General features: G+C 69.7%; 16 protein-coding genes. 12 read left to right on the top strand and 4 right to left on the bottom strand.

The features are described 5' to 3' along the window. Positions 1–34 precede the first annotated feature (34 nt). The 4 genes from FGL15_RS18555 to FGL15_RS18540 are packed head-to-tail and all read left to right on the top strand — an operon-like array spanning position 35 to position 7,506. The gene (locus FGL15_RS18555; protein WP_138947001.1) at positions 35–2,245 is read left to right on the top strand and encodes an alpha-galactosidase; all 2,211 of its coding nucleotides are present in this window, start codon (positions 35–37) and stop codon (positions 2,243–2,245) included. A 37-nt stretch (positions 2,246–2,282) separates the two neighbouring features. Continuing rightward, entirely contained in the window at positions 2,283–3,821 is a 1,539-nt protein-coding gene (locus FGL15_RS18550; protein WP_138947000.1) for an alpha-N-arabinofuranosidase, read from the top strand. Next, the gene (locus tag FGL15_RS18545) at positions 3,818–5,116 is read left to right on the top strand and encodes a glycoside hydrolase family 27 protein (RefSeq protein ID WP_240773619.1); all 1,299 of its coding nucleotides are present in this window, start codon (positions 3,818–3,820) and stop codon (positions 5,114–5,116) included. Before FGL15_RS18550 ends, FGL15_RS18545 begins: the two co-directional genes overlap by 4 nt. Beyond that, positions 5,116–7,506, top strand: a complete 2,391-nt coding sequence (locus FGL15_RS18540) for a glycoside hydrolase N-terminal domain-containing protein (protein WP_138946999.1) — start codon at positions 5,116–5,118, stop codon at positions 7,504–7,506. The genes FGL15_RS18545 and FGL15_RS18540 overlap by 1 nt, the downstream gene beginning before the upstream one ends. A 20-nt stretch (positions 7,507–7,526) precedes the next feature. Here FGL15_RS18540 and trxA read toward each other — a convergent pair whose 3' ends face one another. Both trxA and FGL15_RS18530 read right to left on the bottom strand, forming a co-directional pair. Then, complete coding sequence (trxA, locus tag FGL15_RS18535; RefSeq protein ID WP_138946998.1) at positions 7,527–7,904, bottom strand: thioredoxin; 378 nt, start codon at positions 7,902–7,904, stop codon at positions 7,527–7,529. 115 nt (positions 7,905–8,019) lie between these two features. Next, a complete protein-coding gene (locus FGL15_RS18530; protein ID WP_124769268.1) occupies positions 8,020–8,811 on the bottom strand; it encodes a DeoR/GlpR family DNA-binding transcription regulator in 792 nt (263 codons plus the stop codon). A gap of 91 nt (positions 8,812–8,902) precedes the next feature. On the opposite strand from FGL15_RS18530, the gene FGL15_RS18525 reads away from it, so the two are divergent. The 3 genes from FGL15_RS18525 (at position 8,903) to FGL15_RS18515 (ending at position 11,495) form a co-directional block, all read left to right on the top strand. After that, entirely contained in the window at positions 8,903–9,550 is a 648-nt protein-coding gene (locus FGL15_RS18525) for a bifunctional 4-hydroxy-2-oxoglutarate aldolase/2-dehydro-3-deoxy-phosphogluconate aldolase (protein WP_079705839.1), read from the top strand. Positions 9,551–9,610: 60 nt separating this feature from the next. Further along, positions 9,611–10,900: an MFS transporter gene (locus tag FGL15_RS18520; RefSeq protein ID WP_205858650.1), complete on the top strand. Its 1,290-nt coding sequence runs from the start codon at positions 9,611–9,613 to the stop codon at positions 10,898–10,900. 70 nt (positions 10,901–10,970) lie between these two features. Beyond that, positions 10,971–11,495 (top strand): AAA family ATPase, encoded by a 525-nt coding sequence (locus FGL15_RS18515; RefSeq protein WP_205858649.1) that lies wholly within the window; start codon positions 10,971–10,973, stop codon positions 11,493–11,495. Between the two features lie 8 nt (positions 11,496–11,503). Here FGL15_RS18515 and FGL15_RS18510 read toward each other — a convergent pair whose 3' ends face one another. Beyond that, positions 11,504–12,394: a DUF2510 domain-containing protein gene (locus tag FGL15_RS18510; protein ID WP_138947382.1), complete on the bottom strand. Its 891-nt coding sequence runs from the start codon at positions 12,392–12,394 to the stop codon at positions 11,504–11,506. A gap of 143 nt (positions 12,395–12,537) precedes the next feature. Between FGL15_RS18510 and FGL15_RS18505 the strand changes: the two genes are divergently transcribed. Next, on the top strand, positions 12,538–12,912 hold the full coding sequence (locus FGL15_RS18505) for a hypothetical protein (protein WP_138946997.1): 375 nt from the start codon (positions 12,538–12,540) through the stop codon (positions 12,910–12,912). Between the two features lie 22 nt (positions 12,913–12,934). On the opposite strand, the gene FGL15_RS18500 is transcribed toward FGL15_RS18505, so the two are convergent. Further along, complete coding sequence (locus FGL15_RS18500; RefSeq protein WP_138946996.1) at positions 12,935–13,465, bottom strand: hypothetical protein; 531 nt, start codon at positions 13,463–13,465, stop codon at positions 12,935–12,937. A gap of 136 nt (positions 13,466–13,601) precedes the next feature. Here FGL15_RS18500 and FGL15_RS18495 point away from each other — a divergent pair, with 136 nt between their 5' ends. The 4 genes from FGL15_RS18495 (at position 13,602) to FGL15_RS18480 (ending at position 17,817) form a co-directional block, all read left to right on the top strand. Further along, positions 13,602–14,444: an AraC family transcriptional regulator gene (locus tag FGL15_RS18495; protein WP_138946995.1), complete on the top strand. Its 843-nt coding sequence runs from the start codon at positions 13,602–13,604 to the stop codon at positions 14,442–14,444. A gap of 162 nt (positions 14,445–14,606) precedes the next feature. Then, positions 14,607–15,668 (top strand): ABC transporter substrate-binding protein, encoded by a 1,062-nt coding sequence (locus FGL15_RS18490; protein WP_138946994.1) that lies wholly within the window; start codon positions 14,607–14,609, stop codon positions 15,666–15,668. After that, positions 15,665–16,774 carry an iron ABC transporter permease gene (locus FGL15_RS18485; protein WP_205858648.1) on the top strand — a complete coding sequence of 370 codons (1,110 nt, stop codon included), beginning with the start codon at positions 15,665–15,667 and terminating at the stop codon, positions 16,772–16,774. The genes FGL15_RS18490 and FGL15_RS18485 overlap by 4 nt, the downstream gene beginning before the upstream one ends. Next, positions 16,771–17,817, top strand: a complete 1,047-nt coding sequence (locus FGL15_RS18480; protein WP_138946993.1) for an iron chelate uptake ABC transporter family permease subunit — start codon at positions 16,771–16,773, stop codon at positions 17,815–17,817. Before FGL15_RS18485 ends, FGL15_RS18480 begins: the two co-directional genes overlap by 4 nt. The last annotated feature ends 7 nt before the right edge of the window (positions 17,818–17,824 follow it).

The raw sequence follows: 17,824 nt of genomic DNA, 5'->3' as shown, positions 1-17,824 counted from the left end.
TCATACCCGCCTCACCGACCGCTTCGGAGGAACCATGTCCGACCTCGCAGCGACGCTCGAACACCGCGTCGTCCATCTGCAGTGCGACGGCGTCTCCGTCGTCCTCGTCCAGCACGGGACCCGTCTCCCGACGATCGCGCACTGGGGAGCCGCCGTCGGTGCCGACGACCTCGAGTGGCTGGCCGCGGCCACGGCGACCGTGCGCGGCGACCTCGTCGACGGCTCGGACGCGCCGTACGAGCCGAGCCTGTTGCCCGAGCACGCGTCGGGCTGGTCGGGTCTCCCCGGCCTCCGGGCGCATCGCGCCGGGACGGCCTGGTCGTCGCGCTTCGACGTGGCCTCGGTCGAGGTCGACGGGGCGGCCCTCCCTGCCGGCGAGGTGCGGCAGTGCGGCGCCGCGCTGGTCGAGGTGACCGCGGTCGACGACCAGACCGGCATCGCTCTCCTCGTGGCGATCGAACTGACACCGAGTGGCCTGCTGCGCACGCGCGTGACGGTCACGAACCGGGGCGACGACCTCCTGGAGATCGAGGGTGTCGTGCCGGCCCTCCCGATCCCGACGTCGGCTCGGGAGATCCTCGACTTCGCCGGTCGGTGGGGCAACGAGAAGCTGCCGCAGCGGCTTCCGGTCACGACCGGGACCCACCTCCGCGAGTCGCGGCACGGTCGTCCCGGTCTCGACGCCACCGGGGTCACCGCGATCGGAACATCGGGGTTCGACAGCCGGACCGGTGACGTCTGGCTGTGCCATGTCGGTTGGAGCGGCAACCACACGATCGGCGTCGAGCGCACCGACGGACACCTCGCATTCCGTGGCGGCGAGCTGCTCCTGCCCGGCGAGGTCCGACTCGGCCCCGGCGAGGAGCACCGGACTCCATGGGTGTACGGGGCCTACGGCGTCGGCCTCGATGCCGCCTCGTCGCGGTACCACCGTTGGCTGCGCTCGACCTCGCGGGCGGCTCGGCGTCCGCGCCCCGTCACCCTGAACGTCTGGGAGGCGGTCCTGTTCGATCACGACCTCGACGTCCTCTCCGAGTTGGCGACCCGGGCCGCGGCCATCGGCGTCGAGCGCTACGTGCTCGACGACGGATGGTTCCGCGGACGTCACGACGACACCCGCGGCCTCGGCGACTGGACACCGGACCCCGAGCGTTGGCCGGACGGTCTCGCGCCGCTCGCCGACCGGGTGCGATCGCTCGGCATGGAGTTCGGGCTGTGGTTCGAACCCGAGATGATCAACGAGGACTCCGACCTCGCACGCGAGCACCCGGACTGGATCCTGCGGGCGAGGGACGAGCTCCCGTCGCCCGTCCGGCACCAGCAGGTGCTCGATCTCGGCAATCCGGCGGCCTTCGACCACATCCTGCAGGCCATCGACGCACTGGTCGGCGAGCTCGGGATCGCGTACCTGAAATGGGACCACAACCGCGACCTCGTCGATGCCGGGCATCCGTCGACCGGGCGGGCAGCCGTGCACGACCAGACCGACGCCCTCTACCGGCTGCTCGACGAGCTCCGATCGCGGCACCCGCACCTCGAGATCGAGAGCTGCGCCTCGGGTGGAGGCCGCATCGACCTCGGCATCCTCGAGCGGTCCGATCGCGTCCACACCTCCGACAACCACGACCCGATCGAGCGGGCCCGCATGCTCCGGTGGACGGGGCTCCTCGTCCCGCCCGAGATGCTGGGATCGCACGTGGCCTCGGCCAAATCGGCCACGACCGGACGCACGCACACGCTCCACACCCGGTGCGCGGTCGCCCTCCTCGGGCATTTCGGCGTGGAGTGGGACCTGCGCGAGCTCGACGATGCGGATCGGACGACCCTCTCCAGGTGGATCACCGTGTTCACGCGTCATCGCGGACTCATCGCAACCGGCCGCGTCGTCGGCGACGGCGAGTGGGACGACGACGCTCCGACCCTCCGCGGGGTCCTCGCCGAGGACGGCACCACCGCGCTGTACACCCTCGTGACTCCCCCGCGGTCGGCCGACTCCCGTCGTCGGGTCCGCCTTCCCGGACTCCGCCCGGACGGTCGCTATCGCCTCGCCGTCGCTCAGGACGACTCCCTCGGCCCGCGCTGGGTGATCCCCCGGTGGCTCCGGGATGCGCCGCCACTCGACGCCGACCTGGCCACGCTCGCGGCGGCGCCCGTGCTGAGCGGTGGCCAGCTCGCCGTGATCGGCCTCGACCTCCCCACCTTCCAAGCCGACCGTGTGATCACGATCCTCGTGACCGCCGTCTGACCCTCGACCCGCTGCACAGAACAGGACCACATCACCCATGGACTCCACTGCGACCGTCACCGTCGACCTCGACCGGCCGGGCCCCACCATCAGTCGACACGTCTACGGCCACTTCGCGGAACACCTCGGGCGCGGGATCTACGACGGCTTCTGGGTCGGCGAGGACTCGCCCGTGCCGAACATCGGCGGCATCCGGCTCGACGTCGTGGAGGCGCTCCGCGAACTGCGCATCCCGAACCTCCGCTGGCCGGGCGGCTGCTTCGCGGACCGCTATCACTGGACGAGCGGCATCGGACCTCGCGAGGACCGCCCGAAGCTCGTCAACACCCAGTGGGGCGGGACGAGCGAGACCAACGCGTTCGGCACCCACGAGTTCATGGAGCTGTGCGAGCTCCTCGGTGCCGACGCCTACGTCTCGGGCAACCTCGGCTCGGGCACGGTGCAGGAGATGGCCGACTGGATCGAGTACCTGACCGGTGCCGGGGAGACCCCGATGGCCGAGTTGCGTCGCGCGAACGGCCGGGAGGAGCCGTGGGACGTCCCGTTCTGGGGCTTGGGCAACGAACCTTGGGGGTGCGGCGGCAACCTGCGCGCCGGCGCGTACGCGGACCTCGCACGCCAGTTCGGTACCTTCTGCGAGAGCGGCGGGAAGGTGCCGCTCTACCGGGTCGCCGCCGGCGCCGACGGGTTCGACGTGGCCTGGACCAAGACGCTGATGGAGGTCGTCGCCGACGTGGCCACCCACCCGTTCTCGGCGACCCCCTGGGAAGCCGTCTCGGTGCATTACTACACGATCGGCGGCAGCTGGAAGGCGAAGGGCAGCGCGACCGGGTTCGACGCCGCGGAGTACTGGAGCACGATCACCGCAGCACAGGGCGTCGAGCAGCTGCTGTCGTCGCACGCCGCCGTCATGGACGTGTACGACCCGGAGGAACGGTTCGGCATGGTGCTCGACGAGTGGGGCACCTGGTGGGACGTCGAGCCGGGCACGCACCCCGGGCATCTGTTCCAGCAGAACACCATCCGCGACGCCATGGTCGCCGCCTGGCACTTCGACGTGTTCCACCGATTCGCGGGCCGCCTGCGCATGGCCAACATCGCGCAGACGGTCAACGTCCTGCAGGCGATGCTCCTGACCGATCCCGACGGCGGCGAGATGGTCCGGACGCCCACCTTCCACGTCTTCGAGATGAACAGCCCGCACCAGGACGCCACCTCCCTCCCGACGCATGTGGTCGGGCCGGCCCGTGCCGCCGAAACCGATGCCGGTGCGGCTGGCATCCCGACCGTCTCCGCCTCGGCGAGTATCAAGGACGGCGTCCTCCACTGCTCGCTGACGAACGTCGACCTCGACGCACCGCTCGTCATCGAGGTCGACATCCGTGGCGGATCCGTGGTCGAGCCGCACGGCCGACTGCTCACCGCTGCGCGGCCCGACGCCCACAACCGTCCCGGTGAGACCGACGCCGTGTCACCGCGACCGCTCACGGGTCTCGACGTCACACCGACGGGTCTTCGCGTCACGCTGCCACCGCACTCCTTCGCCACGATCACGGCTCAGGTCGTCGCATCATGAGCGAGGTGGAGGTCACGGTCACGGAGATCGGTGCAGCACGTCGGGCGAGGGCGGACCGCCCGCCGATGGGCTGGAACAGCTGGGACTGCTTCGGAGGGTCCGTCACGGAGGCCGAGGTGCTCGCCAACGCGGCGTTCCTGGCCGAACACTTGCTGCCCGTCGGTTGGGACACGGTGGTCGTCGACATCCAGTGGTACGAACCGGCGCCCGGGGTCGGCGACTACGAGCGCGTCTCCCAGCCGACGCTCGACGCCTGGGGCCGGCCGCAACCCGCTCCGAACCGGTTCCCGTCTGCGGTGTCGGGCGGCTTCCGCGCGCTCGCCGACCGCGTGCACGCGCTCGGGCTCCGCTTCGGGGTGCACCTCATGCGAGGCGTGCCACGGCGGGCTGTCGAGCTCGAGCTGCCGATCCTCGGCTCGACGGCCCATTGCGGGGAGATCGCGGATCCGACCAATGTGTGCCCGTGGAACCCCGACAACGTCGGCGTCGACATGACCGCCCCGGGTGCGCAGGCCTACTACGACTCGGTCATGGCGCAGCTCGCCGAGTGGGGCGTCGACCTCATCAAGCTCGACGACGTGCTCTACCCGCCGATCCAGACCGCCGAGATCGAGGCAATCTCACGGGCTATCGACGCGACCGGTCGACCGATGGTGCTCAGCCTGTCCCCGGGGAAGCGACTCTCGACCGAGCACCTCGACACCCTTCGATCGACGGCCCAGCTGTGGCGGATCTCCGACGACCTGTGGGACGACTGGTCGGCGGTGCTCGAACAGTTCCAACGCCTGGCCCGCTGGGCGCCCTTCCAGCGTCCGGGTGCGTGGGCCGATGCGGACATGCTCCCGCTGGGGCGGATCGGCATCCGGGCCCACGTCGGTTCGGACCGGCTGAGCCGCCTCACCCCGGCCGAGCAGCAGACGCTCATGACCCTCTGGTGCATCGGCCGGTCGCCGCTCTTCTTCGGCGGCCACCTCCCGGACACCCCGGCGCACACGCTCGCGCTCCTGACCAACCCGGACGTGCTCGCACTGCTCGGCAGCGACGGGAGCCGGGAGATCATCCGCGACGGCGACCTCGTCGTCTGGGCGGCTGAGCTCGGCGAGACCCGGTGGCGCGCGGTGTTCTGGCTCGGGGACGCGGACACGGAGCTGCGGGTGCACCTGGCCGATCTCGGTTGCGCCGATCGATCTTCCGTCACCGAGCTGTGGAGTGGTCGGCCGTTGCCGGTCGTCGACGGCGCCGTCGACACGGCCCTGCCCGCGCACGGTGCCGTGCTGCTCCGATTCGACCACTGATGGATCACCGACAGCAGCGCGTCGAGCGTCATCGAATCGAACTCGACGGACCGGCCACCCGGTTCGTCGATCGGTTCCTCATCGGCAACGGGACGTTGGGCGGGGCGCTCGACGGCGTGCCCGGACGTGAGGGCATCGACCTCGCTCTGGACACGTTGTGGTCGGGAGGTCCGCGACGCCCGGGCGGCGGGCCGACGGGCCGCTCGCTTCCCAGTCCGCTGGAGGCCGTGCGCCGGGCGATCGCCGACGGCGACCCCGTCGCGGCCGATTCCCGCGCGGCTGCACTGCGTGGGACCACGTTCACCGAGTCCTTCCAGCCACTCGGCCGCCTCACGGTCGATTACGCGTCGCCCGACGGCGGTTCGCACTCGACACGGATCTCCGATCTCGCGCGCGGCGTCGTGGAGACGACCTCCACGAGCGGCGGTCAGGCGATCACGCTCCGCGCGTTCGTGTCGGCGGTGGACGACGTGCTGGTCGTCGAGCTGCTGGGCGACGGTGTCCGTGAACCGAGGGTCGGCTTCGCGACGCCGCACCCGTCGACGACGGAGGAGCGCACGGTCGGCGACACCCGGTGGTGGTCGGCGACCGGCCGTGCGCCGACGAGCGTGCGACCCTCGTACCTCGGCGGTGACGATGACGAGGCCATCCGGTACCCCACCGACGTCCCGGACGTCGAGGGTCTCGTCGACGCCGGCATGGCCTGGGCGCTGACGATCGCGGTGCAGGCGATCCCGGGTGGGTTCCGCCTCGTCGCCGGTGCGCGATCCGGACACCGTGGGTGGCGAGATCGGCCGGTGGGCGACCCGGCCACGCTGCTGGAGCACGCCCAGGCGACGGTCTCGAGTGCATTGCGGCGAACCGGGCGAGCACTGCTCGATCGGCACGTCGCCGACCACCGGTCGCTCTTCGACCGCGTCGACCTGGACCTCTCGGCATCGGCGTCCGCGTCGGCCGACCTCGCGGAGCGGTACTTCGATCTCGGTCGGGCGCTCCTCATCGGCAGCTCCCGACCGGGGACCGAACCGGCGAACCTCCAGGGGGTCTGGAACGATCGGGTCAGGCCACCCTGGAGCGCGAACTTCACCACCAACATCAACCTCCAGATGAACTACTGGCCGGCGGAGAGCACCGGCCTGGGCGACCTGGTCGAGCCACTCACCCGGTTCATCGGCGAACTGGTGGACGCCGGGCAGCGCACCGCCGGCGAGTCCTACGGCCTCGACGGGGCGGCAGCCCACCACAACAGCGACCTCTGGAGGCACACGGAGGCCGTGCCACTCGACGCGCACTGGGCGAACTGGCCGAGCGCGCTCCCCTGGCTCGTCGCGCACCTCCACCGCCGTCTGGACGACGGTGGCGCTGATCACGCCGCGCGCGTCGCCGTCCTACAGACCGTCGAGCCGGTGGTCTCGTTCGTCCTGGGAAGGCTCGTCACGGATGCCGCCGGATCGCTGGTCGTGAGTCCGTCGACCTCACCGGAGAACCGGTTCGTGGTCGACGCGGATCACACGGCGGCGGTGACTGCCGGCGTGGCCATGGACCAGGAGCTGGTGCACGAGTGCCTCCGCGAGTACCTCGCCCTCGCGGAGCTGGTCGGCGACGGCATCGCGGACGTCGGGCTCCTGGCTCGAGCACGCGACACCGTGGCCACCCTCCGACTGCCGCAGGTCGGCCGCGACGGAACACTCCTGGAATGGGCCGAGGAGCGGGAGCCGACCGAGCCCGGCCACCGGCACCTCTCCCACCTGTACGGCCTGTATCCGGGGACGCGGATCACCGAGTCGGACACGCCCGAGCACTTCGAGGCAGCCCGACGCGCACTGCAATGGAGACTCGCGAACGGCGGGGGCGGAACCGGGTGGAGCATGGCCTGGGTCCTCTGCCTGGCCGCACGACTCCGTGATCCAGGGCTCGCGTCCGAGGCGCTCGACACGCTGCTCGGTCCGCTGTCATCGGCCTCGCTGCTCGACCTGCACCCGATGGGCGACCTCGACGACGTGTTCCAGATCGACGGCAACCTGGGTGGGACGGCGGGTGTCGTCGAGCTGCTCGTCCAGGGGCACGGCGGTGTCCTGTCGCTGTTGCCGACGCTCCCGGCCGAGTGGTCGGCGGGAAGGTTCCGAGGGTTCCTGGTCCGGGGTGGACACGTCGTGGATGCCGAGTGGAGCTGTCACCGCCCGGTTGCGGCGACCCTGCGTCTCACGGCCGGCGGCGTGCTCGTCGAGCTGCCGGACGACGGCTCGATGATCACCATCGCGGGCCCTGGCGGCGCACTGCCGACCCGCTTGGAGGACGGCGCGCCGGCCGGGCGGAGGCGGATCAGGCTCGATGAGCCCGGTGTCCACCGGCTTGAGTTCGCGTGTCCGCCCGGCGATCCGGAGGACTGACCGCCTCCTCCGGACGTCGGCTACTCGGCCTGTGCCTCGGCTTTCGCCGCTGCGATGGCGGCGTGCACCTCGGACATGTCGAGACCGCGCACCTGCGAGATGAGGTCCTCGAGTGCCGGCGAGGGGAGGGCACCGGCCTGCGAGAAGACGAGCACGCCGTCGCGGAACGCCATGAGCGTCGGGATCGACCTGATCTGCATCCCGCTCGCGAGCTCCTGGTTCGCCTCAGTGTCGACCTTGGTGAACACGACGTCCTGGTGCTGCTCGCTCGACTGCTCGAAGACGGGGCCGAAGGCCTTGCAGGGGCCGCACCACTCGGCCCAGAAGTCGACCAGGACGATGCCTTCGGCCGACACGGTGTCCTCGAAGTTCGAGATGGTCAGTTCCTGCGTGGTCATCGTGTGCCCTTCGGATCGGTGGTCGGACGCGTCGCATCCGACTGACGAGCCTACCCGCGGACGACGGGCCGTCCTCCCCTACCGCAGCGGAGTCGGTGGCACGACGATCGTGACGTCAGACGGCGGCGAGGCGCAGGTCGAGCCCGATGTCGGTGAGCGACTCGGCGACGTCCTCGGGCAGATCGGTGTCGGAGACGACCGCGTCGAGCCCGTCGAGTGGTGTCACGTTGAAGCGCTCGAACGTCCCGAACTTCGTACTGTCGGCGAGCAGCACGCAGCTCGATCCGGCGGCCATCGCCGCCTGCTTCAGCACCACCTTGTCGGACACCGGCGTCGTGACGCCGTGCGCGAGATCCCAGGTCCCCGTGCTGAGGAAGACAACGTCGAGGTTGACCGCGCCCAGGGTCGCCGCGGCGAGGGCCCCGCTGGACGATCCGCTGGAGACGTCGACGACGCCCCCGGTATGGATGGTCTCGATCCCCGGGTGGTCGAGGAGTGTCGTGACCACCAGGAAGTCGTTCGTGACGACGGTGAGGTTCCGTCGGTCGGCGAGGAACGGGACGACGGCCTCGCACGTGGTGCCGGCGTCGAGGAACAGGACCATGTCGTCCTCGACCAGGCCGGCGGCGAGTTCGGCGATCGCACGCTTCCGCGGCAGTTCGAGCCCCGCTCTCGACGCCCGCTCACGGGGTGGTTCCGATCCGCTCCGTTCGCTCAGTCGGACGCCACCCTGCACCGAGACGACCTGACCGCCCTCCTCCAATGCGGCGATGTCGCGACGTACCGTCATGTGGGAGACACCGAGGAGCTCGACGATGTGCCGGATACTCAACACGCCCGCGCTCCGCAACAGGCGGAGGATCTCCTGGTGGCGTTGCTCCGGGATCAGGGGCGAGGAGGAACTCATGCCGCGAGCCTATCGGTCCGCAGAAATCGATCGTCGCGAATCTGAGACGATATGTGAATCTGTGTGAATCCATGGGGTAATGTGATCCGCGATGCTTACCAAATACGACGTCCTCCGCACGATCCACGAGACCGGCGCGATCCTCATCCTGCGCCTCGACAGCACCGACGAGGCGATCCAGGTCGCGCGGGCGGCGATCGCGGGCGGCTTCCGCGCCCTCGAGATCACGCTGTCCGTCCCCGACGCCCTGGGCGCCATCCGCACCCTCTCCGAGGAGTACGCCGATCAGGGAGTCGCCATCGGTGCCGGAACCGTCCTCGACGCCGAGGCCGCGTTCGCCTGTATCCAGGCCGGCGCCCGGATCCTCGTGAGTCCCAACCTCGACGAGGGCATGATCCGCACCGCAGCGCGCTACCAGGCCGTCTCGATCAGCGGGGCGTTCACGCCGACCGAGATCGTCGACACGATGTCCGCCGGCGCCGACATCGTCAAGCTCTTCCCCACCGAGATCGCCGGGCCCGAGTACCTCAAGACGGTCCGGGCGCCATTGGCGCAGGCACCGATCCTCCCCGCGGGCGGAGCCACACCCGAGAACGTCGGGACCTGGTTCGCCGCCGGTGCCGTCGCCGTGGGCGTCGGCAGCGCGGTCACGAAGGCGGCACGCGCCGACGGCGACTACGGCAAGGTCACCCGCGCCGCAGAGGAGTTCCTCGCGGCGATCGCCGCCGCTCGGGCCTGAGACCCGTTCCTCGCGCCCTGCGCGACGCAGTACCCACCACCACACGAAGGAGTGCATGGCATGAGCCAGATCGACAGCGAGGCACCGGTCCTCACCAAGGCCGAGAAGAAGAGCGTCCGGATCCGCTGGTTCCTGGTCGGGTTCCTCGTCCTCGGAGGGGTGGTGAACTACCTCGATCGATCCACGCTGAGCGTGGCGAACACGACGATCGCTCAGGAGTTCGGGCTCGACGCCTTCCAGATGGGGCTGCTGCTGTCGGCGTTCTCCTGGCCCTATGCGATCGCGAACCTGCCGGCGGGCTTCCTCGTCGACAAGTTCGGTCCGAAGAAGATGTTCGCGTTCGCCGCTGGTGCGTGGTCGCTCGTGTCCATGGTGACCGCCGCAGCGAACTCGTTCGGCTTCCTGTACGCGGCGCGCGTCGCCCTCGGCATCGCCGAGTCACCGTTCTTCACCTCCGCACTGAAGGTCAATGAGCGCTGGTTCAACAAGTCGGAGCGGGCGCTCCCGGTGTCCCTCGTGAACACGGGCTCGCAGATCGCCAACGCGATCGCCCCGCCCCTCCTCACCTTCCTCCTGCTCACGATGAGCTGGCGGGGCATGTTCATCATCGTCGGAGCGTTCGGCATCGTCATCGCGCTCGTCTGGCTCCGCATCTACCGCGATCCGACGCTCAAGGAACAGTCGATGATCAAGGGCGCCGAGGCCGAGACCCGCGTGGTCGCCACGGTGGAGCAGGTCGCCTGGGGCCAGCTGTTCAAGCACCGCAACACCTGGTTCATGGTGCTCGGAGCCTTCGGTATCTTCTACACCGTCTGGGTCTACCTCACCTGGCTCCCCAGCTACCTCCAGACCGCCCGCGGCTTCAGCCTCGCCGACAGTGGATGGTTGGCTTCGCTCCCGTTCCTCTGCGGCATCATCGGCGTGGTCTTCGGCGGATGGCTCTCGAGCCGGCTGGTGCAGCGGGGCGTCGGTACCGTCCGCGCCCGGAAGATCCCGATCGTCGGCGGCGCGCTGCTCGCAGCCGCGAGCGTGCTCCCCGTCGCCTACGTGGACAACACCGCCCTCGCCGTCGCTCTGCTGTCGGTCGGGTACTTCGCGTCGCAGGTCCCCATCGGCTGCCTGTGGACCCTGGCCTCGGACATCGCCCCGTCCAACCAGGTCGCCTCGCTCGGCGCGATCCAGAACTTCGGTGGGTTCATGGGGCGGCCGTCGCACCCGTCGTCACCGGTGCGATCCTCACAGCGACGGACGGCAACTACACCCTCGTCTTCCTCATCGGCGGCGTGCTCCTCCTGGTCGGCGCGCTGTCGTACGGACTGTTCGTCAAGGAACGTCCGGCCGCGGCCGTGACGGCGTAGCGTGACCCGATGAGCCCGAAACTCTACTTCGTCATCGGCCCCGCGGGTCAGGGAAATCGACGGTGAGCACGCTCATCGCCGAACGGGTGTCGGCGGCCTACCTCGACAAGGACTCGGTGGCGACGTTCTTCACCGAGACCCTCCTCGAGGCCGCCGGCACCGACAAGCACGAACGGGACAACAACGAGTACTACCAGCGGGTCGTGATGGACCTCGAGTACCGGACCCTCCTCCGGCTCGCCGGAGACAACCTCAGACTCGGCATGTCGGTCGTCCTCGACGCACCGTTCGTACGGTACTTCCCGCAGAGTGGGTTCCTCGAGGAGGCGGCGAGCGAGCACTCGTGGCCGCAGGAGGTCGACATCGTCGTCGTGCACGTGACCGTCGACGGCACCCGCGTCAAGGAGCGCGTGCACGCCAGAGGCTATGAGCGGGACACCTGGAAGCTGGCGAACTGGGATGAGTTCTGGGCGACCGCGCAGGCGGCTGAGTGCCGATGGCGCGGAGCCCACCACATCCTGTTCGACAACAGCGCCGACGGCGAAGCAGCTGAACGCCTCGACGAAGCGCTCGCCGCCCTGGCGTGACGCGCCCGTCAGTGCCCGGGCGGCTGGTCCGGGAGGAGCAGGAGCCGGCGCTGTATCCGCGACATGATCAGGAGCACCCCGCCGAGGACCGCGAACAGGACGCCGCCACCGACGACGATGCCGCCGATGAACCCTCCGAGGAAGCCGTAGCCGTCGCCGCTGCTGCTGCTGTTGACGAGGACGACCACACCGACGGCCAAGGCGAGCACACCGATCCCGAGGACGACCCAGGACATGACGAGATAGGTGCGGAACGCGCGCGCTCCATGGAACGTCGGCCGGATGCCGTACTGGGTTCCGACGTACTGGGCCCAGCGTGAGCCGGTCCACCACCTCGTCGCTCGCGGCGACACGGAGTACCAACCGGCACCGGGACCGTCCTGCTCACCGGGCAACGGACGGACCACGTCCGTGACCACCGGGGTGGCGACCGGCTGCGGGATCCGCCGCACGGCCGTCGTCTGGGCGGCGATACCGAACCAGAGCAGCGTCAGGAGGAGCATCGGGAATCCGTTGAACGACAGGTGGCTGGACAGCGCGCCGAGGCTGAACTGCGCGATCGCGAGCACGAGGAAGACCGAGCCGAACACCCAGGCCAGGCTCGGCTGCTCGGTGGTCGCCCAATCGGTCCCGGGCTTCCCGTTCTTGACCCTGAGCCCCGTCCAGTGCGAGCCGTCCCACCATCGGAGCTGATCCGGGCTCGTCGGATACCAGCCCAGCTGCGGTCCTGACGGCAGCTGCGAGGGCGACACCATGGGAGTCGTCGCCCGATGTGCGACCGGCATCTGCTGCTGCACCGGTGGCGCGGCGTCGGCCTCCTGAGCGGTCCACTGTGCTCCATCCCACCAGCGCAGCTTGCCCGGCGTCCCCGCCTCGTACCATCCCGGTGCAGCGGTCATCGCCGCTCCTTCCCCCGAAGATCACGCTCATGACGTCCATGCAGCGACCCCAGTGTCCCGTCTGCGGGTCATCGCGGCAAGCCGTCGTTGTCGAACATCGTGCACGCCCGGTAGGTTGACGGCGACGCGATGAAGGGACCACCGTGGCCAGACGCAAGACGCCGGAGCAGATCGCCGACGAGGAACGTCGCTACGAGCTCGCGAGATCGGCAAGCACGTTCGAGGAGTTCTCCGTCCTCGCGAACGACCCCAATCAGGCGATCCGCGCCGCTGCGGCGCACAACCCGGCAGCCGACCCAGCGGCGTTGGAGCTCTTCCTGAAGGATCGCTTCTGGGGTGCGCGCATCGAGATCGCGCTGCACCCGAACGCGACCGAGGAGCTGCTGCTCCGCCTCCTCGAAGCCGATCCGCGCAAGCGTGGCGTCGTCCACCACGAGGCGGAACGCCGGCTCGCCGCGAAGGGCGTCCGCTTCGACGACGACGACCTCCCGACCACTGGTCCGGTGGCCCCACACTGAGCCGCGAGATCTGCCTGCTGCCTCACAGGTGCAGGTGCGTGCGTACCCAGCGTCGTCCGGTGGTGGCGGCGAGGTGTTCGGCGAGCGCATCGGCGATTTCAGGTGTGTCGGTCGCCACCGCGACAGCCAGTTCACCAATCGCCACGGAGTCGAGCAGGTTCCATTCGCCGATATGCGCCTGGAGACCGCAGTCCGCGCACGGCGCAACCCGTTCGTCGCCGTCCCACCAGGCCGCAAGGATCGTGTCGGCGATGTCCGTGCTGAGCGCCGACCCGCAGGATGGACAGGCAGGGTCCGTCGTGCCGTCGCCGACTCCGTAGACTCCGCGCGCCGCCAGGATGACGAGTGAGTCTCGCTCGGGCCTCGAGAACCGGGATCTCACGGTCTGCCCGAACGCGAGCGCGACGTGATCCGGGTAGAGCCAGTCGGTCACGGTGATGCTCCGGTCGATCCAGCCGGTCGCCTCGAGCAACTCCTCCAGCTCGACCGACGCCGACTCGAGGCGGGCGGCGCTGATGTCGAGGTCGACGATCAACTCGCGGTGGTCTCCCATGCACCGATCCTAGGTGCGGCGCCGCGGAGGCCGGCCGGATGTCGTGAGAACCGAGGGCGGCTAGCATGACGGACATGGCAGGCTCAGCGACACGGTGTCCCGACGACGTGGGCGGTCGCCTCGCGCGGAGCGTCCGTTGAGCCCGTACAGCCAGGTCGATTGGGACGCGAGCCCCGAGCATCCGTCGTCCGTCGCCGAACCGTATCTGATGGGCACCGGCGTCGTCACCGACGAGGACACCGGGAGTCGCCCGCTCTCGCCACCGCACCGTCATCCGGACGCCATGCTCGCCTGGTGCTACCGCGGCACCGTGTGGGTGCACCTCCCGAACGCCATGTGGCGCCTCGCACCGGGTCAGGGCGTGTGGATCCCAGCACACACACCGCACACGGCGCACCACGAGCGCGACTCCACCGGGTGCTACACCTACCTCCCCGCCACCTCGCTGATCTCGCCCGTCGAGACCGTCACGCAGGTCCTGGTCCCGCGTGCGGTGCAGGAGATGTTGCTCCACCTGGGGATCAACGACATGCCGACCGACCTGCGTGTCCGAGCGCAGGCGGTCCTCATCGAGATGTTGCAGCAGCCGGCGTCAGACACGGCGGACGGCTGGGGCGAGATCCCGATGCCGTCCGACGACCGTGTCCGTCCGCTCGTCCGCGCGATCCTCGCCGACCCGGGTGACCTCCGGAGCGCGCGCGAGCTGTTCGAGGTGCACGGCCTCCACGAGCGGACCGTGCTGCGGATCTTCCAGCATGACACCGGGATGAGCTTCGCCCGGTGGCGGACGGGCGTCCGGATGACCCTGGCGGCGCGCCTGATCATCGACGGCATGCCGATCGGGGCCGCAGCGCACCGCTGCGGGTACGCATCCTCGAGCGCCTTCTCCGCGAGCTTCCGAGCCCGGTTCGGCATGACCCCTCGGGACTACGTGACACGGGTGCAGGCGGACCCCGCCCACCAGCTCTACTGGCGCTGATCCACGCGGGCACGCGTCGTCGTGTCGGATCCGCGATAGAACTCGTCGGCTACTCGACACTGTCGTCCGCGGAAGCACCCTACGATCGTTCTGTTAGGACATGCTTACCTAACTTCTGGATCGCCAGCGGTGATCCCACTCCCCCCTCTTCAAAGGAGCCCCATGCCGCACGCTTTCGCGCGCCCGAACGTCCGCCGAGGATCCACCCTCCTCGCCGCCGTCATCGCCACCGCTCTCGCCCTCGCCGGATGTTCGGCCGCCACCGGCGACACCGGATCGACGACGGCATCGACCGACGGCGTCGTCATCGAACACGCCCACGGTGAGACCGTCATCCCGCAGAAGCCGGAACGGATCGTGGCCCTCGGGTGGATGACGCCCGACATCGTCGCCGCCCTCGGCACCAACCCCGTCGGCATCGAAGAGGTCTGGGGTGCCGGTGAGAGCGGCTACCAGCCCTGGTTCGAAGACTACGTCTCCGAGGCGTACGGCGAGATGCCCGAGATCATCCCCTTCACGGACGACGGCCCGAACTACGAGGCGATCAAGTCCCTGAAGCCCGACCTGATCCTCAGCCTCTACTCCGGTGTCACCGACATCGAATACGAGCGGCTCACCGAGATCGCCCCGACCGTCCCCTACATCGAGGGACCCTGGAACCCGGGCACCTGGGAGGGCATGACCCGCACCGTCGGGAAGGCGATGTCGGAGGAGGCCAAGGCCGAGGAGCTCATCGGCGAGACCGAGGACCTCATCACCTCCCTCGCCGACGCACACCCCGAGTTCGACGACAAGAGCTTCGTCTGGGGCCTCACCCTGAACGAGGGCGGGACGGACCTCGGCGTCTACCTCGAGTACGACCCGCGAGTCCGCATCACCGAAGCGCTCGGCTTCACCTCGACGTCGGCGATGGACAGCTTCCTCGCGAGCGCCGAGGGCGACAACTGGTACACCGGCGTCAGCCTCGAGCAGCTCTACGACGTGGACGCCGACCTGTTCGCCGCGTGGGGTGGAAGTGCCGAGGAAGGGACGTACACGGTCGAGAACGCCGTGGTGTCGCGCTGGGCGCCGATCGCCGCCGGGTCCTACGTGATCTACGCCGACGCCGCCAAGGCCTCGGCGATCAGCGCGCCGACCGTCCTGTCCCTGCAGTACGTCCTGCCCGGCTACGTCGACGACCTCGCAGCGGCGCTGCAGGGCGAGCCGACCATCGACGGCAAGTGACGTCGGAGATCTCCCGGTCCGCCGCCCCGCCAGCAGCGCCGGCTGCGGGCGGGGCGGCGGACGTCCCGGCGCCCGGTGGGGCCGGACGCGCGGACGTCTCACCCCACCGCACCGGGACCCTCGCCGCCGGGCTCCTCGTCGCCATCGTGGTGCTGATCGCCGCAGCCGTCGCCTCGCTCGCCATCGGCAATCGGGCCATCGATCCACTGACCGTCGTCCGCGCGCTCGTCGCCTACGACGACGCGAACCCCCTGCACCTCATGGTCATGGAGCTGCGCGTCCCACGGACGCTGCTCGGCATCCTGGTCGGTGCGGCGCTCGCCGTCTGCGGCGGGCTCATCCAGGCCTTCACCCGCAACCCCCTCGCCGACCCGGGCATCCTCGGGGTGAACGCCGGTGCGTCGTTCGCCGTGACCTTCGCGGTCGGTGTCCTGGGACTGACGACTCCCGGCACCTACGTCCCGTTCGCCCTGGCGGGTGCGTTCATCCTCACGGTGATCGTCTACACCCTCGGATCCGTCGGGGCCTCGGGTGCGACCCCGATGAAACTGACCCTCGCGGGGGTCGCCCTCGGTGCCGCCTGCACCGGTTTCACCACCGCGATCGTGCTGCGGGACGAAGGCACCCTCCAGGTCATGCGCTTCTGGAGCGTGGGATCCATCGGTGGCCGCACCCTCGACCAGCTCACGTGGGCTGCTCCGCTGATCGTCGCGGGTCTCGTGATCGGTCTGCTCTGCGCCCGGTCGCTGAACGCGCTGACCCTGGGAGACGAGCTCGCCCAGGCGCTCGGTGCGCGAGTGCGCAGCACCCGGGTGTGGGTCATCGTCGCCGTCACCCTCCTGGCGGGTACGGGCGTCGCAGCCGCCGGTCCCATCGCCTTCGTGGGACTCATGATCCCCCATGTCGTGCGGTGGTTCACGGGCCCCGACCAACGCTGGGTGTTGACGTACTCGATGGTGATCGGCCCCGCGTTCCTGCTGCTCGCAGACGTCCTCGGCCGGATCGTGCTGCCCTCCGGAGAGCTCCGGGTGGGGATCGTCACGGCGCTCCTCGGCGCTCCCATCCTGATCATGCTGGTGCGCCGGAAGCGGGTGAGCGGACTGTGAGCGTCATCGACCATGGACGACGCCTGATCCGCCTGGAGACCGCGCACATCGCGACGCTCGTACCCGTGCGGTCCGTCCTCGTGTGCCTCGCTCTCGTCGTGGTGATCATCGGAGCAGGGCTGTTCGCGACGACGATCGGTGCGTACGAGATCGGGTTCGACGCGGTGATCCGGGCGATCATCGACCCCGCATCCGACCCGGACGTCCGTCAGGTCGTGACCGAGTGGCGCCTGCCGCGGGTGCTGTTCGCAGTGCTCTGCGGAGCGGCACTCGCGCTCTCCGGAGGCATCTTCCAGTCGCTCACCCGCAACCCGCTCGGTTCACCGGACATCATCGGGTTCGGTGTCGGAGCGCAGTTCGGCGTCACGCTGACGATGCTCGTCCTCGGGCTCAACACCTACCTATTCAAAGCCGCCGGGGCACTCGTCGGCGGTCTGCTGACCGCCCTCCTGGTCGCCCTCCTCGCGAACCGCCACACCATGTCGTCCTTCCGGCTGATCATCGTCGGCATCGGCGTCTCGGCCGGGCTCGGTTCCCTCACCTCCTGGATCCTCATCTCCGTCAGCGTCGAGCAGGCGATGATGGCGGCCACCTGGGGTGCCGGATCCCTCGCCTCGCTCGGCTTCGACCAGCTGCTCCCTGCCGCAACGGCCTTCGTCGTGTTCGCCCTGCTGGCGCGGCCACTCCGACGCTCGCTCCCCGTGCTCGAGATGGGCGACGACACCGCCATGGCCCTCGGAGTGCGCCCTGGACGCACCCGGCTGATCGCCATGGTGGTCGGTGTGGCCCTCGTGGCGCTCGTCACCGCCGCCGCCGGCCCGATCTCGTTCATCGCCTTGGCCGCCCCGCAGATCGCTCAACGGCTCACCCGCTCGAACACCCCGATGGGCCTCGCGCCGGTGATGCTCACCGGAGCCGCCCTGGTCGTCGTCTCCGACGCCGTCGCCCAGCTGCTCGCCGTCCCGGTCGGCGTGGTGACGCTCTCGGTCGGTGGCATCTATCTGACCTGCCTGCTGGCCGCCCAGTTCGTGCGCCGCACGTGAAAGGAAC

Origin of the sequence: Plantibacter sp. M259, assembly GCF_006065115.1 — a bacterium.
Taxonomy (GTDB): Bacteria; Actinomycetota; Actinomycetes; order Actinomycetales; family Microbacteriaceae; genus Plantibacter; species Plantibacter auratus.
This window is presented reverse-complemented; position numbering and strand designations above follow the sequence as displayed.

Coding starts and splice junctions, on each gene's coding strand:
- FGL15_RS18555 (WP_138947001.1), top strand. CDS start 35: ATGTCCGACCTCGCAGCGACGCTCGAACACCGCGTCGTCCATCTGCAG.
- FGL15_RS18550 (WP_138947000.1), top strand. CDS start 2,283: ATGGACTCCACTGCGACCGTCACCGTCGACCTCGACCGGCCGGGCCCC.
- FGL15_RS18545 (WP_240773619.1), top strand. CDS start 3,818: ATGAGCGAGGTGGAGGTCACGGTCACGGAGATCGGTGCAGCACGTCGG.
- FGL15_RS18540 (WP_138946999.1), top strand. CDS start 5,116: ATGGATCACCGACAGCAGCGCGTCGAGCGTCATCGAATCGAACTCGAC.
- trxA (WP_138946998.1), bottom strand. CDS start 7,904: ATGACCACGCAGGAACTGACCATCTCGAACTTCGAGGACACCGTGTCG.
- FGL15_RS18530 (WP_124769268.1), bottom strand. CDS start 8,811: ATGAGTTCCTCCTCGCCCCTGATCCCGGAGCAACGCCACCAGGAGATC.
- FGL15_RS18525 (WP_079705839.1), top strand. CDS start 8,903: ATGCTTACCAAATACGACGTCCTCCGCACGATCCACGAGACCGGCGCG.
- FGL15_RS18520 (WP_205858650.1), top strand. CDS start 9,611: ATGAGCCAGATCGACAGCGAGGCACCGGTCCTCACCAAGGCCGAGAAG.
- FGL15_RS18510 (WP_138947382.1), bottom strand. CDS start 12,394: ATGACCGCTGCACCGGGATGGTACGAGGCGGGGACGCCGGGCAAGCTG.
- FGL15_RS18500 (WP_138946996.1), bottom strand. CDS start 13,465: ATGGGAGACCACCGCGAGTTGATCGTCGACCTCGACATCAGCGCCGCC.
- FGL15_RS18490 (WP_138946994.1), top strand. CDS start 14,607: ATGCCGCACGCTTTCGCGCGCCCGAACGTCCGCCGAGGATCCACCCTC.